28 protein-coding genes are annotated in these 17,763 nt (G+C 55.6%); 20 read left to right on the top strand and 8 right to left on the bottom strand.

The genetic code is table 11. The features are described from left to right. Positions 1 to 40 precede the first annotated feature (40 nt). On the bottom strand, positions 41 to 514 hold the full coding sequence (rplO, locus tag GS636_RS22060; RefSeq protein WP_171672808.1) for a 50S ribosomal protein L15: 474 nt from the start codon (positions 512 to 514) through the stop codon (positions 41 to 43). Between the two features lie 318 nt (positions 515 to 832). Here rplO and GS636_RS22065 point away from each other — a divergent pair, with 318 nt between their 5' ends. Next, complete coding sequence (locus GS636_RS22065; protein WP_171672811.1) at positions 833 to 1,867, top strand: fatty acid desaturase; 1,035 nt, start codon at positions 833 to 835, stop codon at positions 1,865 to 1,867. 340 nt (positions 1,868 to 2,207) lie between these two features. Here GS636_RS22065 and GS636_RS22070 read toward each other — a convergent pair whose 3' ends face one another. Beyond that, a complete protein-coding gene (locus GS636_RS22070; RefSeq protein ID WP_171672813.1) occupies positions 2,208 to 3,566 on the bottom strand; it encodes an SIR2 family protein in 1,359 nt (452 codons plus the stop codon). A gap of 287 nt (positions 3,567 to 3,853) precedes the next feature. On the opposite strand from GS636_RS22070, the gene rplB reads away from it, so the two are divergent. The 19 genes from rplB to GS636_RS22165 all read left to right on the top strand — a co-directional run bounded on the left by rplB (position 3,854) and on the right by GS636_RS22165 (position 13,357). After that, positions 3,854 to 4,696: a 50S ribosomal protein L2 gene (rplB, locus tag GS636_RS22075; protein ID WP_171672816.1), complete on the top strand. Its 843-nt coding sequence runs from the start codon at positions 3,854 to 3,856 to the stop codon at positions 4,694 to 4,696. Between the two features lie 3 nt (positions 4,697 to 4,699). Further along, positions 4,700 to 4,978 carry a 30S ribosomal protein S19 gene (rpsS, locus tag GS636_RS22080; RefSeq protein ID WP_005980699.1) on the top strand — a complete coding sequence of 93 codons (279 nt, stop codon included), beginning with the start codon at positions 4,700 to 4,702 and terminating at the stop codon, positions 4,976 to 4,978. 3 nt (positions 4,979 to 4,981) lie between these two features. Next, complete coding sequence (gene rplV / locus GS636_RS22085) at positions 4,982 to 5,362, top strand: 50S ribosomal protein L22 (RefSeq protein WP_039538267.1); 381 nt, start codon at positions 4,982 to 4,984, stop codon at positions 5,360 to 5,362. Then, on the top strand, positions 5,362 to 6,069 hold the full coding sequence (rpsC, locus tag GS636_RS22090; protein WP_171091997.1) for a 30S ribosomal protein S3: 708 nt from the start codon (positions 5,362 to 5,364) through the stop codon (positions 6,067 to 6,069). Before rplV ends, rpsC begins: the two co-directional genes overlap by 1 nt. 12 nt (positions 6,070 to 6,081) lie before the next feature. Then, positions 6,082 to 6,495 (top strand): 50S ribosomal protein L16, encoded by a 414-nt coding sequence (gene rplP / locus GS636_RS22095; RefSeq protein ID WP_117872242.1) that lies wholly within the window; start codon positions 6,082 to 6,084, stop codon positions 6,493 to 6,495. Between the two features lie 235 nt (positions 6,496 to 6,730). After that, on the top strand, positions 6,731 to 7,351 hold the full coding sequence (locus GS636_RS22100; RefSeq protein WP_171672818.1) for a 2OG-Fe(II) oxygenase family protein: 621 nt from the start codon (positions 6,731 to 6,733) through the stop codon (positions 7,349 to 7,351). Positions 7,352 to 7,783: 432 nt separating this feature from the next. Next, positions 7,784 to 7,990 carry a 50S ribosomal protein L29 gene (gene rpmC, locus GS636_RS22105; protein WP_010437082.1) on the top strand — a complete coding sequence of 69 codons (207 nt, stop codon included), beginning with the start codon at positions 7,784 to 7,786 and terminating at the stop codon, positions 7,988 to 7,990. Positions 7,991 to 7,994: 4 nt separating this feature from the next. After that, on the top strand, positions 7,995 to 8,225 hold the full coding sequence (gene rpsQ, locus GS636_RS22110; RefSeq protein ID WP_171092001.1) for a 30S ribosomal protein S17: 231 nt from the start codon (positions 7,995 to 7,997) through the stop codon (positions 8,223 to 8,225). 75 nt (positions 8,226 to 8,300) lie between these two features. Further along, positions 8,301 to 8,669, top strand: a complete 369-nt coding sequence (rplN, locus tag GS636_RS22115) for a 50S ribosomal protein L14 (protein ID WP_008757934.1) — start codon at positions 8,301 to 8,303, stop codon at positions 8,667 to 8,669. 2 nt (positions 8,670 to 8,671) lie between these two features. Next, entirely contained in the window at positions 8,672 to 8,983 is a 312-nt protein-coding gene (rplX, locus tag GS636_RS22120; RefSeq protein WP_171672821.1) for a 50S ribosomal protein L24, read from the top strand. Further along, a complete protein-coding gene (gene rplE / locus GS636_RS22125; protein ID WP_171092004.1) occupies positions 8,976 to 9,536 on the top strand; it encodes a 50S ribosomal protein L5 in 561 nt (186 codons plus the stop codon). The genes rplX and rplE overlap by 8 nt, the downstream gene beginning before the upstream one ends. Positions 9,537 to 9,555: 19 nt before the next feature. Then, entirely contained in the window at positions 9,556 to 9,861 is a 306-nt protein-coding gene (gene rpsN, locus GS636_RS22130; RefSeq protein WP_068340744.1) for a 30S ribosomal protein S14, read from the top strand. Between the two features lie 13 nt (positions 9,862 to 9,874). Then, positions 9,875 to 10,267: a 30S ribosomal protein S8 gene (rpsH, locus tag GS636_RS22135; protein WP_170373360.1), complete on the top strand. Its 393-nt coding sequence runs from the start codon at positions 9,875 to 9,877 to the stop codon at positions 10,265 to 10,267. Between the two features lie 11 nt (positions 10,268 to 10,278). Beyond that, on the top strand, positions 10,279 to 10,812 hold the full coding sequence (gene rplF, locus GS636_RS22140; RefSeq protein WP_170467582.1) for a 50S ribosomal protein L6: 534 nt from the start codon (positions 10,279 to 10,281) through the stop codon (positions 10,810 to 10,812). Between the two features lie 11 nt (positions 10,813 to 10,823). Beyond that, on the top strand, positions 10,824 to 11,183 hold the full coding sequence (gene rplR / locus GS636_RS22145) for a 50S ribosomal protein L18 (RefSeq protein ID WP_039523386.1): 360 nt from the start codon (positions 10,824 to 10,826) through the stop codon (positions 11,181 to 11,183). Positions 11,184 to 11,299: 116 nt separating this feature from the next. Continuing rightward, positions 11,300 to 11,869: a 30S ribosomal protein S5 gene (rpsE, locus tag GS636_RS22150; protein WP_155148691.1), complete on the top strand. Its 570-nt coding sequence runs from the start codon at positions 11,300 to 11,302 to the stop codon at positions 11,867 to 11,869. A 12-nt stretch (positions 11,870 to 11,881) separates the two neighbouring features. Beyond that, entirely contained in the window at positions 11,882 to 12,070 is a 189-nt protein-coding gene (rpmD, locus tag GS636_RS22155; protein ID WP_050605831.1) for a 50S ribosomal protein L30, read from the top strand. A gap of 222 nt (positions 12,071 to 12,292) precedes the next feature. Continuing rightward, a complete protein-coding gene (locus GS636_RS22160; protein WP_171186665.1) occupies positions 12,293 to 12,904 on the top strand; it encodes a hypothetical protein in 612 nt (203 codons plus the stop codon). Between the two features lie 240 nt (positions 12,905 to 13,144). Then, positions 13,145 to 13,357 (top strand): DUF1127 domain-containing protein, encoded by a 213-nt coding sequence (locus GS636_RS22165; protein ID WP_171186667.1) that lies wholly within the window; start codon positions 13,145 to 13,147, stop codon positions 13,355 to 13,357. Between the two features lie 216 nt (positions 13,358 to 13,573). Here GS636_RS22165 and GS636_RS22170 read toward each other — a convergent pair whose 3' ends face one another. The 6 genes from GS636_RS22170 to GS636_RS22195 form a co-directional block, all read right to left on the bottom strand. Continuing rightward, the gene (locus GS636_RS22170) at positions 13,574 to 14,206 is read right to left on the bottom strand and encodes a hypothetical protein (RefSeq protein WP_171672823.1); all 633 of its coding nucleotides are present in this window, start codon (positions 14,204 to 14,206) and stop codon (positions 13,574 to 13,576) included. Further along, positions 14,203 to 14,499 carry a 50S ribosomal protein L23 gene (locus GS636_RS22175; protein WP_008757532.1) on the bottom strand — a complete coding sequence of 99 codons (297 nt, stop codon included), beginning with the start codon at positions 14,497 to 14,499 and terminating at the stop codon, positions 14,203 to 14,205. Before GS636_RS22175 ends, GS636_RS22170 begins: the two co-directional genes overlap by 4 nt. Further along, positions 14,496 to 15,113: a 50S ribosomal protein L4 gene (gene rplD / locus GS636_RS22180; RefSeq protein ID WP_155148664.1), complete on the bottom strand. Its 618-nt coding sequence runs from the start codon at positions 15,111 to 15,113 to the stop codon at positions 14,496 to 14,498. Before rplD ends, GS636_RS22175 begins: the two co-directional genes overlap by 4 nt. Then, a complete protein-coding gene (gene rplC, locus GS636_RS22185; RefSeq protein WP_170574972.1) occupies positions 15,110 to 15,835 on the bottom strand; it encodes a 50S ribosomal protein L3 in 726 nt (241 codons plus the stop codon). Before rplC ends, rplD begins: the two co-directional genes overlap by 4 nt. A gap of 18 nt (positions 15,836 to 15,853) precedes the next feature. Then, positions 15,854 to 16,168 carry a 30S ribosomal protein S10 gene (rpsJ, locus tag GS636_RS22190; RefSeq protein ID WP_008756422.1) on the bottom strand — a complete coding sequence of 105 codons (315 nt, stop codon included), beginning with the start codon at positions 16,166 to 16,168 and terminating at the stop codon, positions 15,854 to 15,856. 288 nt (positions 16,169 to 16,456) lie between these two features. Next, positions 16,457 to 17,356 carry an AEC family transporter gene (locus GS636_RS22195; protein WP_171672824.1) on the bottom strand — a complete coding sequence of 300 codons (900 nt, stop codon included), beginning with the start codon at positions 17,354 to 17,356 and terminating at the stop codon, positions 16,457 to 16,459. Positions 17,357 to 17,763: the final 407 nt, after the last annotated feature.

Consider the following 17,763-nt stretch of genomic DNA (forward strand, 5'->3'; position numbering starts at 1 on the left):
TGAGGTCTATGTAAGCGGGTCTTGGCCCGCTCACAAGCGATTACTCTGCCGCAGCAGCTTTTGTGACCTTCAGTGAACCGCCCGCTTTTTCGACTGCCTCAACGGCAGACCTCGAAGCACCGGTTACTTCCAGGTTCACTTTGGCGCTGATTTCGCCTTTGGCCAGAACGCGGATACCGTCCAGCTTGCGGCGGACCAGACCGGACGCAACCAGAGCGTCTTCGGTGATCGCAGCCGAAGCATCCAGCTTGCCGGCTTCGACAAACTTCTGGATCAGGCCCAGGTTAACAACGGCGAATGCTTTGCGGTTCGGCTTGCTGAAGCCACGTTTTGGCAGACGCTGGTACAATGGCATCTGACCGCCTTCGTAGCCGTTGATGGCCACACCCGAGCGGGATTTCTGGCCTTTGATACCACGGCCACCCATTTTACCTTTGCCAGAACCCGGACCACGGCCAACGCGCGTGCGTTTCGGTGCGGCGCCAGGATTGTCGCGCAATTCGTTCAGTTTCATTTCGCTTCTCCTAAGCCGGATATGACCCCCGAAGCGTGATGGGCCAAACACGGCATTTCTTGGTTTTGATTCTCATGGCGGAAAGCCACCGCAGGCGTATAGGCCCGATGGCGGGGCTTGGCAAGCCTGCAGATTGCCGTCTGGCCTGCGGTACGGTCACAAGCCCCTGTACGAGGTTTCCAGATGATACCTAAATGACAAGCTCACTGCCTTCTGACCGTTATTTGACTACGAATTGCAGCGGTTTTGACAGAAACCACTTGCCATGCCGGGGTGGTAGTCTATCGGGATGCCTGAAAACACCAGACTGGCAGGCGCATGACTCACCCTTCTCACTCGCTTCGGGACAAGCCGAAGACAACCGCCGCACGTGACTGGGTCACAACGCTTGCCAAATACCGCGAACCGGACCAACTGCGCAGCGCGTTCGAGTTGGGCGTCAGCATTGTTCCTTTCTTCGCGCTTTGGGCTTTGTCCTGGATGTCGCTGTCGGTCAGCTATTGGCTGGCCTTTGCGATTTCCGTGCTCAATGCGGCCTTTCTGCTGCGCTTGTTTGCCATCCAGCATGATTGTGGGCACGGCGCGTTCTTTAAAAACCGGGCTCTCAGCGACTGGGTCGGGCGCGGGATCGGCGTTCTGACCCTGACACCTTATGATGTCTGGCGTCGCACGCATTCTACGCATCACAACAGTTCCGGCAATCTGGGCAAGCGCGGGATGGGCGACATCCACACCCTGACCGTGGCGGAGTATCAAGCCAAAACGCCAATGAACCGGTTCTGGTATCGCGTCTATCGGAATCCGATCACCCTGTTCGTGTTTGGCCCCGGCTATCTGTTTCTGTTTCAGAACCGCCTTCCGCTGGGCCTGACAGACAGCGTCAGGTTCTGGGTCAGCGCCATGGCCACCAATGTCGCCATTCTGGCCATATTACTGACGGTCTATTATTTTGGCGGCCTGATGCCGATGCTGCTGATCTTCCTGCCCTCAACCCTGATTGCCGCAGCCGCCGGAGTATGGTTGTTCTACGTGCAGCACCAGTTCGAGGACACCCATTGGGAGTCAGATGAGAACTGGCAACTGCACGAAGCGGCGTTGCACGGAAGCTCTCATTATATATTGCCGTCGGTGTTGCAGTGGTTCACGGCCAATATAGGCATCCACCACGTGCATCACCTGTACAGCCGCATTCCGTTCTATCGCCTGCCCGAAGTGCTGCGCGATCACGATGAACTGGCCAACAGCAACCGGATGACCATCCGCGAAAGCCTCGCCAACGCGCGGCTACATCTGTGGGATGAGCAAAGCCGTCGCCTGCTGTCCTTCGCCGAGGCGCGGGCGCTGTATGGGTGAAGGACAAACCGTCCCTGACCCCGCCCACCCGTACAGTGCGATGAGCCGTGCCCGCGACTGCCCGTGGGATGGCATTGCAACGGCTGATCAGTGCGATTTATGGTGCCAGATACATCCGAATTCCTAGCGAGACGCAAACGTCCCCAAAGCGCCAGCCCGCCGGGACGGGCAGTCGCTGGCGCGGCGGCCTTCGGCCTTGTCCCGCGCTTTGTTGAGCAAGTGAATGAGGCCAATAAGTACATGTGACCTTGTATGAGGGGAGCACCATTGATGTGTCCACCGGTCTCTGATCGTGCCTGTCTTTGGAGAGAGATAGTGGCCCCGCGAAAGCGCAAGTTTTTTATTTGAGCCACTCCGGGTCGCAATAGCCGCTATCTTGAACTCGTTTCAATAAATCATAGGCCTCGTCGCTGTATTGATGGAACATCGATGTATTCACTCTTTGTTGCCGATGGTACTTGTTGTCCCCGGCTTTCATATCGAAACCTGTTTCTGCTTTTACTTGGTCGATCAACTTGACAGCTATGTGCCAAGATTTGCCTCCCAAAGCTTTGCCGAGTTCGGTGGATGAAAACCGGTACTTTGCGCTAAGGATCGAGGCGTCTGAAACAGTTGTTATTCCAAATAGTTTCGCAAACTCCGTCGGGTTATCCAATTTGCGCTCAAGAAAATCGTAATCGACTTCAAGAGTGTTGCGAGGTGCGTCAGTCCGGACGAGTTCGTAAGAACGAGCAAGGATCGCGCGCATCATTGAGGCAGGAACAGCGTTTATAGTATCAGGAGACTTAAATGCTTCAAAAACCCATTGAAAATCTGAAGTGACTATCAGCTTCACACGTACGCTTCTTTTTTCCTCAATCTGTATAAGTTTCTCAGTAGGCAGCGAAGACTTTGTCACGGCGTCAGGATCATATTCCACGAAGTAGATATTCTCGATGAGTGAGCCAGGCAAAGCCAATGCTTCATCAATGTCTGAAAGTAATGCGCGTACGTTGGGATCACTTGCACTATAGCCCGCAATCAGGAGTGGGTGCTCGTTGAACAGAGAAAGGAGTCTGGCTGCTATGAACTTCTTTTTTCTCCCAAAAGTTTCGTAGTCTTCAGACGTAATTACGATTTGAGAAATATCTTCTATACAGCCATGTATCTTGAATATTTCACCGATTGCTAGAGGCATTCCTTTAAGCGCAGTTTGACCAACAATCACTTTGTAATCGGGGAAGACTTTTTCGAGAAAGGTGTCATAATTTGTTGTTAGTATCGCATGCGGTTTGATCTCTTTCAGCGCATTAATCTCATCCGCGATTGGAGGATTGAAGCCGTCGATCTCAACATCTGAGTATTCGCGAATTACTTCGGAAACTGCATATTTCAAGAAAGCATCAGGAGAGACAGTAGCGTCAAATAGTGTGTCAGGAAACTTGTTGCTTCCAGTGTCCCAAGCCCAGTCCCGATATTTTTCGGCAAAAAGGCTGCCAATTTGAGGCTCCGCCGTACAAGACTGAGCGTAGTAAGCGTATGCTCTGTCAATCAGGGGACAATCGTCTGCAATTCTCTCAAGCAATCCCGACCAAGTGGGCGCGTCCAAATATCTTCGTGACATACCTGACCCGAAAAAGAGCACCGGTTGACAACGCAATGTCGATATCTGCTGTGCCACGTCTTCAGTTATTACGGCCTTGTAGTCCTCGTAGCTCATAAAAATCCCAATCAAACAAATGTAAGGGTTTGTAGTTTAGCAGAATTCAACCTAAGGGTGGGCTGGTGAAATTAGAAGAGACTTCTAGTGACAAACGCAGTCTAAGTTCCCTATAGACACCCATCCCCAACACTGCTAAACGCACCCAATCTTGCGGCCTCGGATTCGTTCCGGGGCCTCTGATATTTGTAACCGGGGACCTTCGGGGCCCTATACCCTTGGCACCTACGGGGGCCTATCACATAGCGGGGAAACTCCCTGCACTTGCTAAACGGAAGACAGAAAGCATGGCACTCAAGTCGTACAAGCCGACGACGCCGGGCCAGCGCGGGCTGGTGCTGATCGACCGTTCGGAGCTTTGGAAAGGACGTCCGGTCAAGTCTCTCACAGAGGGTTTGACCAAATCGGGCGGCCGGAACAACACCGGACGGATCACTTCACGCCGCCGCGGCGGTGGCGCAAAGCGTCTCTACCGGATCGTTGACTTCAAACGGAACAAATTTAATGTCGCGGCAACCGTCGAGCGGATCGAATATGACCCGAACCGGACCGCATTCATCGCACTGGTAAAATACGAAGACGGCGAGCAGGCATATATCCTGGCTCCGCAGCGTCTGGCTGTTGGTGACAAAGTCGTGGCATCCGCCAAGGCCGACATCAAGCCGGGCAACGCAATGCCGTTCTCGGGCATGCCCATTGGTACCATCGTCCACAACATCGAGATGAAGCCTGGCAAAGGCGGTCAGATCGCACGTGCGGCCGGTACTTACGCTCAGTTCGTTGGTCGCGATGGCGGCTACGCTCAGATCCGTCTGAGCTCGGGCGAGCTGCGCATGGTCCGTCAGGAATGCATGGCCACCGTCGGTGCCGTGTCCAACCCCGACAACAGCAACCAAAACCTCGGTAAAGCCGGTCGTATGCGCCACAAAGGCGTTCGTCCGTCGGTTCGTGGTGTTGCAATGAACCCGATCGATCACCCGCACGGTGGTGGTGAAGGTCGTACCTCGGGTGGCCGTACACCGGTTACGCCGTGGGGTAAGGACACCAAGGGTAAGCGTACCCGCAACAAGAACAAAGCGTCCCAGAAGCTGATCATCCGCTCGCGGCACGCCAAGAAGAAGGGACGTTAATCTATGTCTCGCTCTGTTTGGAAGGGTCCTTTCGTCGATGCTTACGTGCTGAAAAAAGCCGAAGCAGCGCGCGAGTCGGGCCGCAACGAAGTCATCAAAATCTGGTCGCGTCGTTCCACCATTCTGCCCCAGTTCGTGGGTCTGACCTTTGGTGTGTACAACGGCCAGAAGCACATTCCCGTCAACGTCTCGGAAGACATGATTGGTCAGAAGTTCGGTGAGTACTCGCCGACCCGTACCTATTATGGCCACGCCGCAGACAAAAAAGCGAAGCGGAAGTAAGTCATGGGCAAGGAAAAGAACCCCCGCCGCGTGGCTGAAAACGAAGCAATGGCGAAAACGCGCATGCTTCGCACCAGCCCGCAGAAACTGAACCTGGTTGCGCAAATGATCCGCGGCAAGAAAGTTGAGAAGGCTCTGACCGACCTGACTTTCTCGAACAAGCGTGTCGCGCAGGACGTCAAGAAGTGCCTGCAGTCCGCAATCGCGAATGCCGAAAACAACCACAACCTGGACGTTGACGAGCTGATCGTCGCCGAAGCATGGGTTGGCAAGAACCTGGTCATGAAGCGCGGTCGCCCGCGTGCCCGTGGCCGTTTCGGCAAGATCATGAAGCCGTTCTCGGAGATCACCATCAAGGTGCGTCAAGTTGAGGAGCAAGCCTAATGGGACATAAAGTCAATCCGATCGGCATGCGCCTTCAGGTCAACCGCACCTGGGACAGCCGCTGGTACGCTGATACCAAGGACTACGGTGATCTTCTGCTGGAAGACATCAAGATCCGTGAGTTCATCAACAAAGAGTGCAAGCAGGCCGGTGTTGCACGTGTGATCATCGAACGTCCGCACAAGAAGTGCCGCGTCACGATCCACACCGCACGTCCGGGTGTCATCATCGGCAAGAAAGGTGCAGACATCGAAGTTCTGCGCAAGAAGCTGGCCAAGATGACCGACAGCGAACTGCACCTGAACATCGTCGAAGTGCGCAAGCCGGAACTCGATGGTCAACTGGTTGCCGAGTCGATCGCTCAGCAGCTGGAACGCCGTGTCTCGTTCCGCCGCGCGATGAAGCGTGCCGTTCAGAACGCCATGCGCATGGGCGCCCTGGGTATCCGGGTGAACGTCGCTGGTCGTCTGGGTGGTGCCGAAATCGCACGGACCGAGTGGTACCGCGAAGGCCGCGTGCCTCTGCACACCCTGCGTGCCGACATCGATTACGCACATGCCGAAGCGATGACCCCCTACGGGATCATCGGGATCAAGGTCTGGATCTTCAAAGGTGAGATCATGGAGCACGATCCGCAGGCACGTGACCGTAAAGCACAGGAACTCCAGGATGGTCCGGCACCTCGCGGTGCAGGCGGCCGTCGCTAAGGGGGAATTGAGATGCTTCAACCAAAGCGTACAAAATTCCGCAAGATGCACAAAGGCCGGATCAAGGGTGAAGCCAAAGGCGGCTCTGATCTGAACTTTGGCACTTACGGTCTGAAAGCTCTGCAGCCTGAACGCGTCACCGCGCGTCAGATCGAAGCTGCACGTCGTGCTATGACCCGTCACATGAAACGTCAGGGTCGTGTCTGGATCCGTATCTTCCCCGACACTCCGGTCACTGCAAAGCCGATCGAAGTTCGTATGGGTAAAGGTAAGGGTTCGGTGGACCGCTGGGTTTGCAAGGTCAAGCCCGGTCGCGTGATGTTCGAGATCGACGGCGTCAATGACGACATCGCTCGCGAGGCCCTGCGCCTGGCTGCGATGAAACTGCCGATCAAGACCCGCGTCGTGGTTCGCGAAGACTGGTAAGCGATTGGGGCTCAGGCCCTGTTCGTTAAAAGATTGACCCCCCGTCGGGACACCGGCGGGGGTTTTATGTTGGGGCGCTGCCCCCGCCGCGGCAAGCCGCGCCTCCCCCGAGGTATTTTCAGCCAGATGAAAAATGGATCCCTGCTTCATCTGGCCAAAAATATCTCGGAGCGCGAGGCAGAGCCTCGCAATTCCGCCATCGCCTTCCCCGCATCACTGGTCTAAGAGAGGGCGCATGGCACAGATTGAATCACTCTTCGTTACCCGTCTCTATCGCGCAGCTTTGTCCGAGTTTGGTCCCAAAATCGACGCGGAGGAGCTTGAAAATTCTTGCCTTGTCATCGCCGAAGATGACGAGGCCGGACAGGATTGGTGCGAAGAAAACGGCTATTTCGGCTATACCAGCTATGCCTCGCTGACGGACCTGCCCTGGCGGTTCCCGATCTTTGCCGATCTGGTGAGAGTGCTGGATCAACACGTGGCGGCCTTTGCCAAGGATCTGGAGTTTGATCTCGGCGAAGGAGAGCTGAAGCTGGAGGATCTGTGGATCAACATCCTGCCCGAAGGTGGTATGCACTCCAGCCACCTGCACCCGCACAGCGTCATTTCAGGCACGACCTATGTGGCGATGCCCGAAGGGGCGAGCGCGTTGAAGCTGGAAGATCCGCGCTCGGGCCGCATGATGGCCGCGCCGACGCGTCTAAAAGGCGGACGGCGGGATTTGCAGCCGTTCATCTATATGAAGCCACAGGTAGGCGACGTCCTACTGTGGGAAAGCTGGCTGCGCCACGAAGTGCCGATGAATATGGCCGAGGACGAGCGGATCAGTGTCAGCTTCAACTACAAGTGGGATTGACCCCTGTATCAGGCATGCAATGGAAGTTGCGACTCCGGTATTCTGGAGTGGCGCTTTGGTGTTGTTCCTATTGACGCTCTATCGAACAGGCTGGAATTTTCGAGAGAGCACCTTAAAGATGGTCGGATTGCGGGGGTTAGGCGACCTCACAACGCTTGAATTGGTTGTTTGGGCAGCAACAATGGGCGGAACGTTTTACGTGTTCTTTCAGGTTTTGGATGCGTGTAAAGATTTGTAGCGATCAATCAGTTTTTTGACCCGATAGATTCTCTCCAAACTTTCCCTTGCCACCCACCCCCTAAACCCTTATACGGCGGCATCCTGCAAGTCCCCCGGCCGAGTCGGGGGATTCGCATGTCTATCATTCATCCACCAGGTCCAAGGTGACCCTGCAAGGGGGCCTTCTGGTGTTTTGAGCAAAGGAAAAAGGCGATGAACGCCCAAGAACTGCGTGACAAGACCCCGGACCAGCTCCGCGAGGAACTGGCCAACCTGAAGAAAGAAAGCTTTAACCTGCGCTTTCAACAGGCAACCGGTCAGCTGGAAAATACAGCTGGTATCAAAGCGGCCCGCCGCAATGCTGCCCGCGTCAAAACCATTCTGAACGAAAAGGCCGCTGCCGCGGCATCGGAGGAGTAATCCTATGCCCAAGCGTATCCTGTCCGGAATCGTAACCAGCGACGCCAATGAGCAGACCGTGACTGTTTCGGTTGAACGCCGTTTCAAGCACCCGCTGCTGCAGAAAACCGTTCGTAAGTCCAAGAAATACCGGGCTCACGACGAAAAGAACGCCTTCAAGGTCGGCGACACCGTACGCATCATCGAATGCGCGCCGAAATCGAAGACGAAACGTTGGGAAGTTCTGGAAGCGTAAGCTTCCGGGATTTTTCATTTGTCGAAACCCTGGGGGATCTAATCAGACCAGCCCCCACAGGTCGGGAGAAACCACATGATCCAGATGCAGACCAATCTGGATGTTGCTGACAACTCCGGCGCACGCCGAGTTCAGTGCATCAAGGTCCTGGGTGGTTCCAAGCGTAAATACGCCTCCGTTGGCGACATCATTGTCGTCTCGGTGAAGGAAGCCATCCCGCGCGGCCGCGTAAAGAAAGGTGACGTCCGTAAGGCCGTCGTCGTACGCACCGCCAAAGAAGTCCGTCGCGAAGACGGCACCGCGATCCGTTTTGATCGCAACGCCGCCGTCATCCTGAACAACAACAACGAGCCAGTCGGTACCCGTATCTTTGGCCCCGTTGTTCGCGAACTGCGCGGCAAGAACTTCATGAAAATCATCTCGCTGGCTCCGGAGGTGCTGTAATCATGGCTGCTAAACTCCGCAAAGGCGACAAGGTCGTCGTGCTGGCCGGCAAGGACAAGGGAAAAGAGGGAACCATTTCCTCGGTTAACCCGAAAGCCGGTAAAGCCGTTGTCGATGGCATCAACATCGCCATCCGCCACACCCGTCAGTCGCAAACCTCACAAGGTGGTCGCCTGCCTCAGGCAAACCCGATCGAGCTGTCGAACCTGGCGCTGCTGGACAAGAACGGCAAAGCAACCCGCGTTGGCTTCCGCATGGAAGGTGACAAGAAGGTCCGCTTCGCCAAGACCACAGGGGACGTGATCGATGCTTGATAACGCAACCTACACCCCGCGTCTGAAAGCACAGTACGCTGAAACCATCCGTGCCGCTCTGAAAGAAGAGTTCGGCTATAAGAACGACATGCAGCTGCCCAAGCTGGAAAAAATCGTTCTTAACATCGGTTGTGGTGCTGAGGCGGTCAAAGACTCGAAGAAAGCAAAAGCTGCTGTCGAAGATCTGACGGCGATTGCTGGTCAACAGGCCGTTGCAACCAAGGCGAAGAAGTCGATCGCGGGTTTCCGCGTCCGTGAAGACATGCCGCTGGGTGCGAAAGTGACCCTGCGCGGTGACCGGATGTACGAATTCCTGGATCGTCTGATCACCATCGCGCTGCCGCGCGTTCGTGACTTCCGCGGTGTTAAGCCGTCTTTCGATGGTCGTGGCAACTTTGCCATGGGCATGAAAGAGCACATCGTGTTCCCGGAAATCGACTTCGACAAAGTCGACGAAGTCTGGGGCCTGGACATCGTAATCACCACCACAGCGAAAACCGACGCTGAAGCGAAGAGCCTGTTGAAAGCATTCAACATGCCTTTCAACGCGTAAGCGCCGGGAGGATTGAGACATGGCTAAAAAAGCAATGATCGAACGCGAGAAAAAGCGCGAACGCCTGGTGGCCAAATATGCCGCAAAGCGTGCCGAGCTGAAAGAAATCGCGAATGACGAGAGCCGCCCGATGGAAGAGCGTTTCAAAGCGCGTCTGAAACTGGCGAAACTGCCGCGCAACAGCTCGGCTACACGTCTTCACAACCGTTGTCAGCTGACCGGTCGTCCCCACGCTTACTACCGTAAGCTGAAGGTCAGCCGTATCGCGCTGCGCGAGCTGGGTTCTGCTGGTCAGATCCCCGGCATGGTGAAATCGAGCTGGTAAGGGAGACATAGATATGAATGATCCTATCGGCGATATGCTCACCCGTATCCGCAACGCGCAAATGCGCGGCAAGTCCACCGTTTCCACCCCGGCTTCCAAGCTGCGCGGTTGGGTTCTGGACGTGCTGGCGGACGAAGGCTACATCCGTGGCTATGAAAAGACGACCGGTGCAAACGGTCATCCGGCCATCGAAATCAGCCTGAAATACTACGAAGGCACCCCTGTTATTCGCGAACTGAAGCGGGTCTCGAAACCCGGTCGTCGCGTATACATGGGCGTCAATGACATCCCGCAGGTCCGTCAGGGTCTGGGCGTGTCGATTGTCAGCACTCCGAAAGGTGTGATGTCGGACGCAAACGCTCGCTCCAACAATGTTGGCGGCGAAGTGCTCTGCACCGTCTTCTAAGGAGGTCTGCAATGTCTCGTATTGGTAAAAAACCGGTCGAGCTGCCCAGCGGCGTTACCGCCTCTGTGTCCGGCCAGACCATCGAAGTGAAAGGTCCGAAAGGCACCCGCAGCTTCACCGCCACCGACGACGTAACGCTGTCGGTTGAAGACAACGTGGTCAAGATCGACCCCCGTGGCATGTCCAAGCGTGCCCGCCAGCAGTGGGGCATGAGCCGCACCATGGTTGCCAACCTGGTAACCGGTGTGACCACAGGCTTCAAAAAAGAGCTGGAGATCCAGGGTGTTGGTTACCGGGCTCAGATGCAGGGCAACACCCTGAAGCTGAACTTGGGCTACAGCCACGATGTTGATTTCACTGCTCCGGAAGGTGTCACCATCACCGCACCGAAGCAGACCGAAATCGTTGTGGAAGGTATCGACCAGCAGCTGGTGGGCGAAACCGCGGCCAAAATCCGCGAGTGGCGCCGTCCCGAGCCGTACAAAGGCAAGGGCATCCGCTATAAGGGCGAGTTCATCTTCCGCAAGGAAGGCAAGAAGAAGTAAGGACGCAAACAATGGCAAACAGCAAAAGAACCCTGTTTCTGAAGCGCCGCCTGCGCGTTCGGAACAAACTTCGCAAAGTCAACGCCGGCCGTGTACGCTTGTCGGTTCACCGTTCGAACAAGAACATCAGCGTTCAGCTGATCGACGACGTTCGTGGCGTGACCCTGGCTTCGGCCTCGACCCTGGAAAAAGATCTGGGTGTTGTTGGCAAGAACAACGTCGAAGCGGCCACCAAAGTGGGCGCGGCCATCGCCGAGCGTGCCAAGAAGGCAGGCGTCGAAGAGGCCTATTTCGATCGTGGTGGCTTCCTGTTTCACGGCAAAGTGAAGGCTGTCGCCGACGCTGCGCGTGAAGGTGGTCTGAAGATCTAAGACTTGTGGGCAGCTTTGCGGCTGCCCCGATGATCCGGGGGCCTCGGCAACAGTCGGGGCTCACTTGGATTGAAGTAAACGGCGTCACAAGCGCCACATGAGAAAAGGGATGCCAAATGGCAGAACGTGAAAACCGTCGGGGCCGTGGCCGCGACCGTGAAGAGGCACCGGAATTTGCAGATCGTCTGGTCGCAATCAACCGTGTGTCGAAAACCGTAAAAGGTGGTAAGCGCTTTGGCTTCGCCGCTCTGGTGGTTGTCGGCGATCAGAAAGGCCGCGTCGGCTTTGGCAAAGGTAAAGCGAAAGAAGTACCTGAGGCCATCCGTAAGGCGACCGAACAAGCCAAGCGTCAAATGATCCGCGTGCAGCTGCGCGAAGGTCGGACCCTGCACCACGACATCGAAGGCCGTCACGGCGCCGGTAAAGTGGTTATGCGCACCGCACCTGAAGGTACTGGTATCATCGCCGGTGGTCCGATGCGTGCCGTGTTCGAAATGCTGGGCGTCAAGGACGTTGTGTCCAAGTCGCTGGGCTCGCAGAACCCGTACAACATGATCCGCGCCACCATCAACGGCCTGCAGAAAGAGCAGAGCCCGCGTTCGGTTGCCGCACGTCGTGGCAAAAAAGTTGCCGACATCCTGCCCAAGCGGGACGAAGCACCTGCTGCTGCTGAAGCAGAAGCATAAGGAGAGCGACCCATGGCAAAAACCATCGTCGTCAAACAGATCGGTTCCCCGATCCGTCGCCCCGCCGAACAGCGCGCAACCCTGATCGGTCTGGGTCTGAACAAGATGCACAAAACCCGTGAGCTGGAAGATACTCCTTCGGTTCGTGGCATGATCCGCAAGATCCCGCATCTGGTCGAGATCGTCGAAGAGCGCGGCTAAGCCCGAAACCTTCGAGAATTTCAAAGAACGCCCCTGACTTCATTCAGGGGCGTTTTTTTTGTCATTGATACCTGGACGCCCAGCCAACACCAATCTGCAGGACCACAACACCGAGTCCAAAGGCATGCGCCCACAGGCCCAGAAACACCTGAGGGCGGGGAATCCTCGACTTTTGCGGCTTTTTGGCTAGACTTTAGGGCCACATAGTCAGGGGGTTTTTTGATGACCGACACAGTGTCCGAACCTGCCGAATCCGAGATTCTTAGAATCGGTGACGAAAAGTATCAAAAAGCAGAAAAACTCATCCGAACGACGCAAGGAGCGAACGCATCCAACGGGTTAAAGCTGGACCGGCACATAACTGTTGCGAGATCTTATTTCTGGGACGCTGAGGGCCGATCCACCCTTTTCCCTCGCCTTCTGGGAATCGAGTTTAAGGGTAAACGGGTCGGCGTCTTTCAGGAAGCAAAGTCATTTACCGTTTTGCTCGACACTGATGGTGAAGAATACGAGGTCGGGGTTTCTGTGCGCCTTGAGGTCAATGCCGACCGGTTTGAGTTGGGGGCGCAGGTGTCAATTCCAAATATCGCAGCAGAAGCACAGCTGGGTCACAGCAAGGCCGAGATGGAGATCAGTGTGCTTGGTTATTACGGCCCCCTCGGAGACATCCTGCCCGCGCCCAAGGCAGTAGATGTAACGAGCTACGCAGAATACCTTGAGTCCTTTCGAAAAATTCAAAGGCTGGTCTTTTCAGAAGACGGGGCGCAATACCACCATCCGATTCCCTTGGGAGAAAGACGAATTGTTCAGGCTGCGTCGAGTCTAAGCAGCTAGAGTCAATTCACCCCAGCAACGAAAAAGTCACTCTGGGTACATCGAGCGGAAACACTCAGGTTTTGCGCTGCACACGGTCACGTACATGTCGCCCAGCTGTTATTCCCTTGGTGCATATCGGCTAGACCGAAACTTCCGTTGTTAGCGATAACTTTCGACCTTATCTCAGCCTTGTCCAAACAAGGAACACAAAAAGGAAACGTCAAGGAATACGCCTTGATTTGAGAAAGGAACAAAAAGATGACAACTGCTGCACTGACACATTCAGGCTTGAACTTTACCGCACGGATTACAGACATGATCGAGCGCGTGAAAGCCGCGCGCGCCCGTGCTGCCGAGTACCAGCGCACGTTTTCCGAGCTGCAACGTCTGAGCAACCGCGAACTCGATGACATCGGCATCCGTCGTTGTGACATCGCGGATATCGCACACAAGCATGTCTACTGTTCGTAAATTCGAACAACCGAAAGCAAGACACAAAGGCGCCAGAGGGCGCCTTTTTTGTCTCACGCATTTGCTCTCTGAATGGCTAGAAGGCGCGTCACGGCAAGGGGAACCCCTTGTAGATCGTAATGCAGCTGTACGAAGCTAAAATCCGGCTCTATGTCGCTTTCGAACCGTAGGCGTCCCGCACTATGCGTTTCGCCGATCCGTGGCCTGCTGGACACCCTACCCCAAAGACCGCCTACGGCAGAGTGGTTCTGACTCCACTGCAACCCTCTGCTTGAGCTTGATATGGCCCAGCACCTCACGAAACGCGCGGTGCTTGGGTTTGCCTTCCAGATAATCCGCCAGTTTGAGCAGGTTGATCGGATGCTTCTTAACAAGCGTTTCGATCCGCTGCACAGCATCGTCCAACGCATAGTGGTCCACGAACTGGCAAGCCACCTGCGTCGGGGTCAGCAGACAATAGTCCTGAGCCCGCTTGTCCGTATAGCGCGTGATGTCGAAGGGCGACGCGCCAAGGGCATGGAACTTTGGAACATGTACGCGCATGTCCGCTTTGACGTGCTCCAACACCGTGCCGGAGGTTTGACGGAACCCCAGCGGACCAAGCTTGCCAACAACATGGCGACGCATCGCCGGAGAGATCATGTCCACATCCGCCCGGTCGTATTTCAGATCATCGAAAACCGACAAAAGCCCCAGCTTTTCGTCAGCAATCTGGAAATAAGGTTCGGTGCTGAAGGCCCGCATCCGTTCCCGCACCTGCGCCCGCTCAATTTCAGGGTCCGAAACGAAATCGGCCCCGGCGGGTTGAACCGCCGAGGCCGTAAATAGTCGCAGTAAGCGTCGGATCAAAGACCGGTGCTCACATCGATTGTGTTACCCTCTTCCAGGGTCACATATGCTTTTTTGACGTCTTTCCGGCGACCCAGCTGGCCGCGGAACCGCTTGACCTTGCCTTTGGTCACGGTGGTGTTCACCGCTTTGACCTTCACACCAAACAGCGCCTCAACGGCCTCTTTGATCTGCGGCTTGTTGCTGTCGATCGCCACTTCAAAGACAACCGCGCCGTTTTCGGACGCCATGGTCGACTTTTCGGTGATGATCGGCTTGCGGATCACGTCGTAGTGTTCTGCCTTCGCGCTCATTTCAGACGAGCCTCCAGTGCTTCGACAGCCGCTTTGGTGAGCACCAGGGTGTCACGCTTGAGGATGTCATAAACGTTTGCACCCATCGACGGCAGGATATCCAGACCTTCGATGTTGCGCGACGCCTTCAGGAAACCTTCGTTCACGGTCGCGCCGTCGATGACCAGAGCGCGTTTCCAGCCCAGGTTTGCAACCTGTTTGGCCAGTGCGGCGGTCTTGCCTTCGGCTTCGGCGTTCTCGATCACAACCAGTTCACCTGCTTTGGCTTTGGCCGACAGAGCGTGGCGCAGGCCAAGCTTGCGGAACTTCTTCGGCAGGTCGTGGCCGTGCGAACGAGGGGTCGGGCCCTTGTAGATACCACCCTTGCGGAAGATCGGCGCGTTGCGGTCACCATGGCGTGCGCCACCGGTGCCCTTCTGGCGATAGATCTTCTTGGTCGAGTAGCTGGTTTCCGAGCGGGTCTTGACCTTGTGGGTGCCGGCCTGCGCGTTGTTGCGCTGCCAACGGACCACACGGTGCAGGATGTCCGCACGCGGCTCGAGACCGAACAGATCGGCGTTCAGCTCGATGTCGCCGGCTTTGCCGCCGTCCAGTTTGATTACATCAAGTTTCATGCTTCACCACCTTCCGCGGGAGCTTCTTCCGCAGGTGCTTCGGTTGCAGCCGATTTCACAGCAGCCGGGAAAGGCAGGCCTTCCGGTGCTTTCTTCTTCACGGCGTCCTTGACGGTGACCCAGCCCGATTTCGGTCCGGGAACGGCGCCTTTGATGAAGACCAGGTTCCGGTCGGCGTCGGTTTTGACAACTTCCAGGTTCTGGGTGGTGACACGGGCAGCACCCATGTGACCGGCCATCTTCTTACCTTTGAACACCTTGCCCGGATCCTGACACTGACCGGTCGAACCGTGCGAACGGTGGCTGATCGAAACACCGTGCGAGGCGCGCAGACCACCGAAGTTGTGGCGCTTCATCGCACCGGCAAAGCCTTTACCGATCGAGGTGCCCGAAACGTCAACCTTCTGACCTTCCAGGAAGTGTTCTGCCGAAATCTCAGCACCCACTTCGATCAGGCCATCTTCAGAGACGCGGAACTCAGCAAGCTTACGCTTGGGCTCAACCTTGGCAGCGGCATAGTGACCCCGCATGGCTTTCGAGGTGCGTTTTGCCTTGGCAGCACCCGCGCCCAGCTGAACGGCAGTGTAGCCGTCTTTGTCAGCGGTGCGCTGTGCAACAACCTGCAGGTTGTCCAGGTGAAGCACGGTCACAGGGATCTGCTTGCCGTCTTCCATGAACAGGCGGGTCATGCCAACTTTTTTTGCGATAATACCAGAGCGCATAATCTATACCCTCCGATCTTACGACTGCAGCTTGATCTCGACGTCCACACCAGCAGCGAGGTCGAGCTTCATCAGCGCGTCAACGGTCTGGGGGGTCGGATCAACGATGTCCAAGAGACGCTTGTGCGTGCGGATCTCGAACTGGTCGCGGGATTTCTTGTCAACGTGAGGGCCACGGAGAACCGTGAACTTCTCAATCTTGTTCGGCAGCGGGATCGGGCCGCGCACGTTCGCGCCGGTCCGCTTGGCAGTGTTGACGATCTCTTGCGTGCTGGCATCCAGAACGCGATAGTCAAATGCCTTCAGCCGAATACGGATGTTTTGGCTTTGCATATTAACAGCCTTTTATCAGGCGTTGAGGTTGAGAGGAGGACAGACGCGCATCGCCAACCCTCTTCGAACCCAAAAGGCGGGAATCACCCCGCCTTGATGTTCTCGTTGAGAACTCGCGCGTATTAGTGGGATTGGTGCGGTTTGGCAAGGGGGTATCTGTGCAAACTGGGCGCTTCACAAAATCGGATCAGAAAACCGAAACACCTAGGTGCATTCTACATAAGATCCGTAAGGACAAACTCTCTTGAACAGATCACTCACCGTGCGCTTAGACCCCCACGCCCAGAATTAAACCCAATACGTCAAAGCCAATGGCAGAACCAGCAGCGTCGTCAGGGTTGACAAGAGGATAAATCCCGCCACGTCCGGTGCTCTGTCGGGCTGGTACTGGTCTGCGAAAAGATAGTTCGCGACGGACGAAGGCATCAAGCAGCACAGAATAACGACGCCGCGCTCAGTACCAGTGAAGCCAAATAACCAAGTCGCAAACAAGGCCACGACAACTGCGATGCCTAAATGAGCAATGGTCAACACACCCGCTTGCCGCACATCTCTTATCTGAAAAGAAGCCAAGGTATGCCCCATCGTCAAAAGGAGCAGCGGGATCGTTAAACCACCCAAGATATTGAAACTCGACTCTATTGGTTGTGGCAGGCTGAATCCGGTGAAAACAACGCCCAAAGCGATGATCGCCGCGTAAATTACCGGAGAAGTGATCAGCCTTTTTATCGAAATAGAACCGGATGGAATCCATATTCCGATGGAAAACATGCAAAGAAGAATGACCACGACAAAGCCCATTGCATAGGCCAACCCTTCTCCGCCAAAGGCCAGCAACGTGACCGGCAACCCTATGCCCCCGATGTTTCCGTACATTAACGGGCCGAGAAAAACGGGCACAGAATATCCTAGCACTCTGAGGGCAATAAAACTCAGCGCGGCGAAACCAGCAACGATTGTCGCCGCTGCGGCCATCACCGTCAGAAAGGTGTTTGCTTCGATCTGCGCCGTTGAAAGATGCGATATAACAAGCGTGGGAAAGCCGACACGCGATATCAGCCCGTTTATCACTTTGTTGTCGAAGGGCTCTTTGAACAGAGCCAGACAGTATCCTATGCCCGCACAGATCAGAACGGGTAGAATGATATTGAAAACATTCAGGAATACATGTTCGAGATGTGTAATCATCGCAGTTTCCGACCCTGTTAGCAGAGTGCGCGTTCAAATCTGAAGAACACTGTACCAACGTCGACAATGTGGCAAGGTCTGGCGTTCGAGCTGCTGGTTAACAGTGCTCCGCGAAGTGCGTGGTACTGCGCTGTTTCTGATTTGCCCCGAGCTTCGGCACAAGTCACCCGTTCTGAACAGTTTCCGTTGGATTAGGCGCAAGACATTTCGACGAATAGCCTCTGCCTCATGTGTTCGCCCGGTTGGCACAAGATGTACAAGCTTGAAATGGTAGAAAAGAAAAAGGCCGCCCCCTGTGGGACGGCCTTCTTTAGTTCAACGATGTGACGGGCTGAAGCCCGGCCTACCGTGATTACTCGATGATTTTCGACACAACGCCAGCGCCGACGGTGCGGCCACCTTCGCGG

The organism is Ruegeria sp. HKCCD4884 (assembly GCF_013110855.1).
Lineage (GTDB): Bacteria > Pseudomonadota > Alphaproteobacteria > Rhodobacterales > Rhodobacteraceae > Ruegeria.

Excerpts from the sequence above, each read along its gene's own strand:
- rpmD (WP_050605831.1), top strand. The coding sequence starts at position 11,882 with ATGGCAAAAACCATCGTCGTCAAACAGATCGGTTCCCCGATCCGTCGC.
- rplD (WP_155148664.1), bottom strand. The coding sequence starts at position 15,113 with ATGAAACTTGATGTAATCAAACTGGACGGCGGCAAAGCCGGCGACATC.
- rpsH (WP_170373360.1), top strand. The coding sequence starts at position 9,875 with ATGAATGATCCTATCGGCGATATGCTCACCCGTATCCGCAACGCGCAA.
- GS636_RS22175 (WP_008757532.1), bottom strand. The coding sequence starts at position 14,499 with ATGAGCGCGAAGGCAGAACACTACGACGTGATCCGCAAGCCGATCATC.
- rpsC (WP_171091997.1), top strand. The coding sequence starts at position 5,362 with ATGGGACATAAAGTCAATCCGATCGGCATGCGCCTTCAGGTCAACCGC.
- rpsJ (WP_008756422.1), bottom strand. The coding sequence starts at position 16,168 with ATGCAAAGCCAAAACATCCGTATTCGGCTGAAGGCATTTGACTATCGC.
- rplB (WP_171672816.1), top strand. The coding sequence starts at position 3,854 with ATGGCACTCAAGTCGTACAAGCCGACGACGCCGGGCCAGCGCGGGCTG.
- GS636_RS22100 (WP_171672818.1), top strand. The coding sequence starts at position 6,731 with ATGGCACAGATTGAATCACTCTTCGTTACCCGTCTCTATCGCGCAGCT.
- GS636_RS22065 (WP_171672811.1), top strand. The coding sequence starts at position 833 with ATGACTCACCCTTCTCACTCGCTTCGGGACAAGCCGAAGACAACCGCC.
- rplF (WP_170467582.1), top strand. The coding sequence starts at position 10,279 with ATGTCTCGTATTGGTAAAAAACCGGTCGAGCTGCCCAGCGGCGTTACC.
- rplC (WP_170574972.1), bottom strand. The coding sequence starts at position 15,835 with ATGCGCTCTGGTATTATCGCAAAAAAAGTTGGCATGACCCGCCTGTTC.
- GS636_RS22165 (WP_171186667.1), top strand. The coding sequence starts at position 13,145 with ATGACAACTGCTGCACTGACACATTCAGGCTTGAACTTTACCGCACGG.
- GS636_RS22070 (WP_171672813.1), bottom strand. The coding sequence starts at position 3,566 with ATGAGCTACGAGGACTACAAGGCCGTAATAACTGAAGACGTGGCACAG.
- rplV (WP_039538267.1), top strand. The coding sequence starts at position 4,982 with ATGGGCAAGGAAAAGAACCCCCGCCGCGTGGCTGAAAACGAAGCAATG.
- rplN (WP_008757934.1), top strand. The coding sequence starts at position 8,301 with ATGATCCAGATGCAGACCAATCTGGATGTTGCTGACAACTCCGGCGCA.
- rpsN (WP_068340744.1), top strand. The coding sequence starts at position 9,556 with ATGGCTAAAAAAGCAATGATCGAACGCGAGAAAAAGCGCGAACGCCTG.
- rpsE (WP_155148691.1), top strand. The coding sequence starts at position 11,300 with ATGGCAGAACGTGAAAACCGTCGGGGCCGTGGCCGCGACCGTGAAGAG.
- rpsQ (WP_171092001.1), top strand. The coding sequence starts at position 7,995 with ATGCCCAAGCGTATCCTGTCCGGAATCGTAACCAGCGACGCCAATGAG.
- rplX (WP_171672821.1), top strand. The coding sequence starts at position 8,672 with ATGGCTGCTAAACTCCGCAAAGGCGACAAGGTCGTCGTGCTGGCCGGC.
- GS636_RS22195 (WP_171672824.1), bottom strand. The coding sequence starts at position 17,356 with ATGATTACACATCTCGAACATGTATTCCTGAATGTTTTCAATATCATT.
- rpmC (WP_010437082.1), top strand. The coding sequence starts at position 7,784 with ATGAACGCCCAAGAACTGCGTGACAAGACCCCGGACCAGCTCCGCGAG.
- rplP (WP_117872242.1), top strand. The coding sequence starts at position 6,082 with ATGCTTCAACCAAAGCGTACAAAATTCCGCAAGATGCACAAAGGCCGG.
- GS636_RS22160 (WP_171186665.1), top strand. The coding sequence starts at position 12,293 with ATGACCGACACAGTGTCCGAACCTGCCGAATCCGAGATTCTTAGAATC.
- rplO (WP_171672808.1), bottom strand. The coding sequence starts at position 514 with ATGAAACTGAACGAATTGCGCGACAATCCTGGCGCCGCACCGAAACGC.
- rplE (WP_171092004.1), top strand. The coding sequence starts at position 8,976 with ATGCTTGATAACGCAACCTACACCCCGCGTCTGAAAGCACAGTACGCT.
- rpsS (WP_005980699.1), top strand. The coding sequence starts at position 4,700 with ATGTCTCGCTCTGTTTGGAAGGGTCCTTTCGTCGATGCTTACGTGCTG.
- rplR (WP_039523386.1), top strand. The coding sequence starts at position 10,824 with ATGGCAAACAGCAAAAGAACCCTGTTTCTGAAGCGCCGCCTGCGCGTT.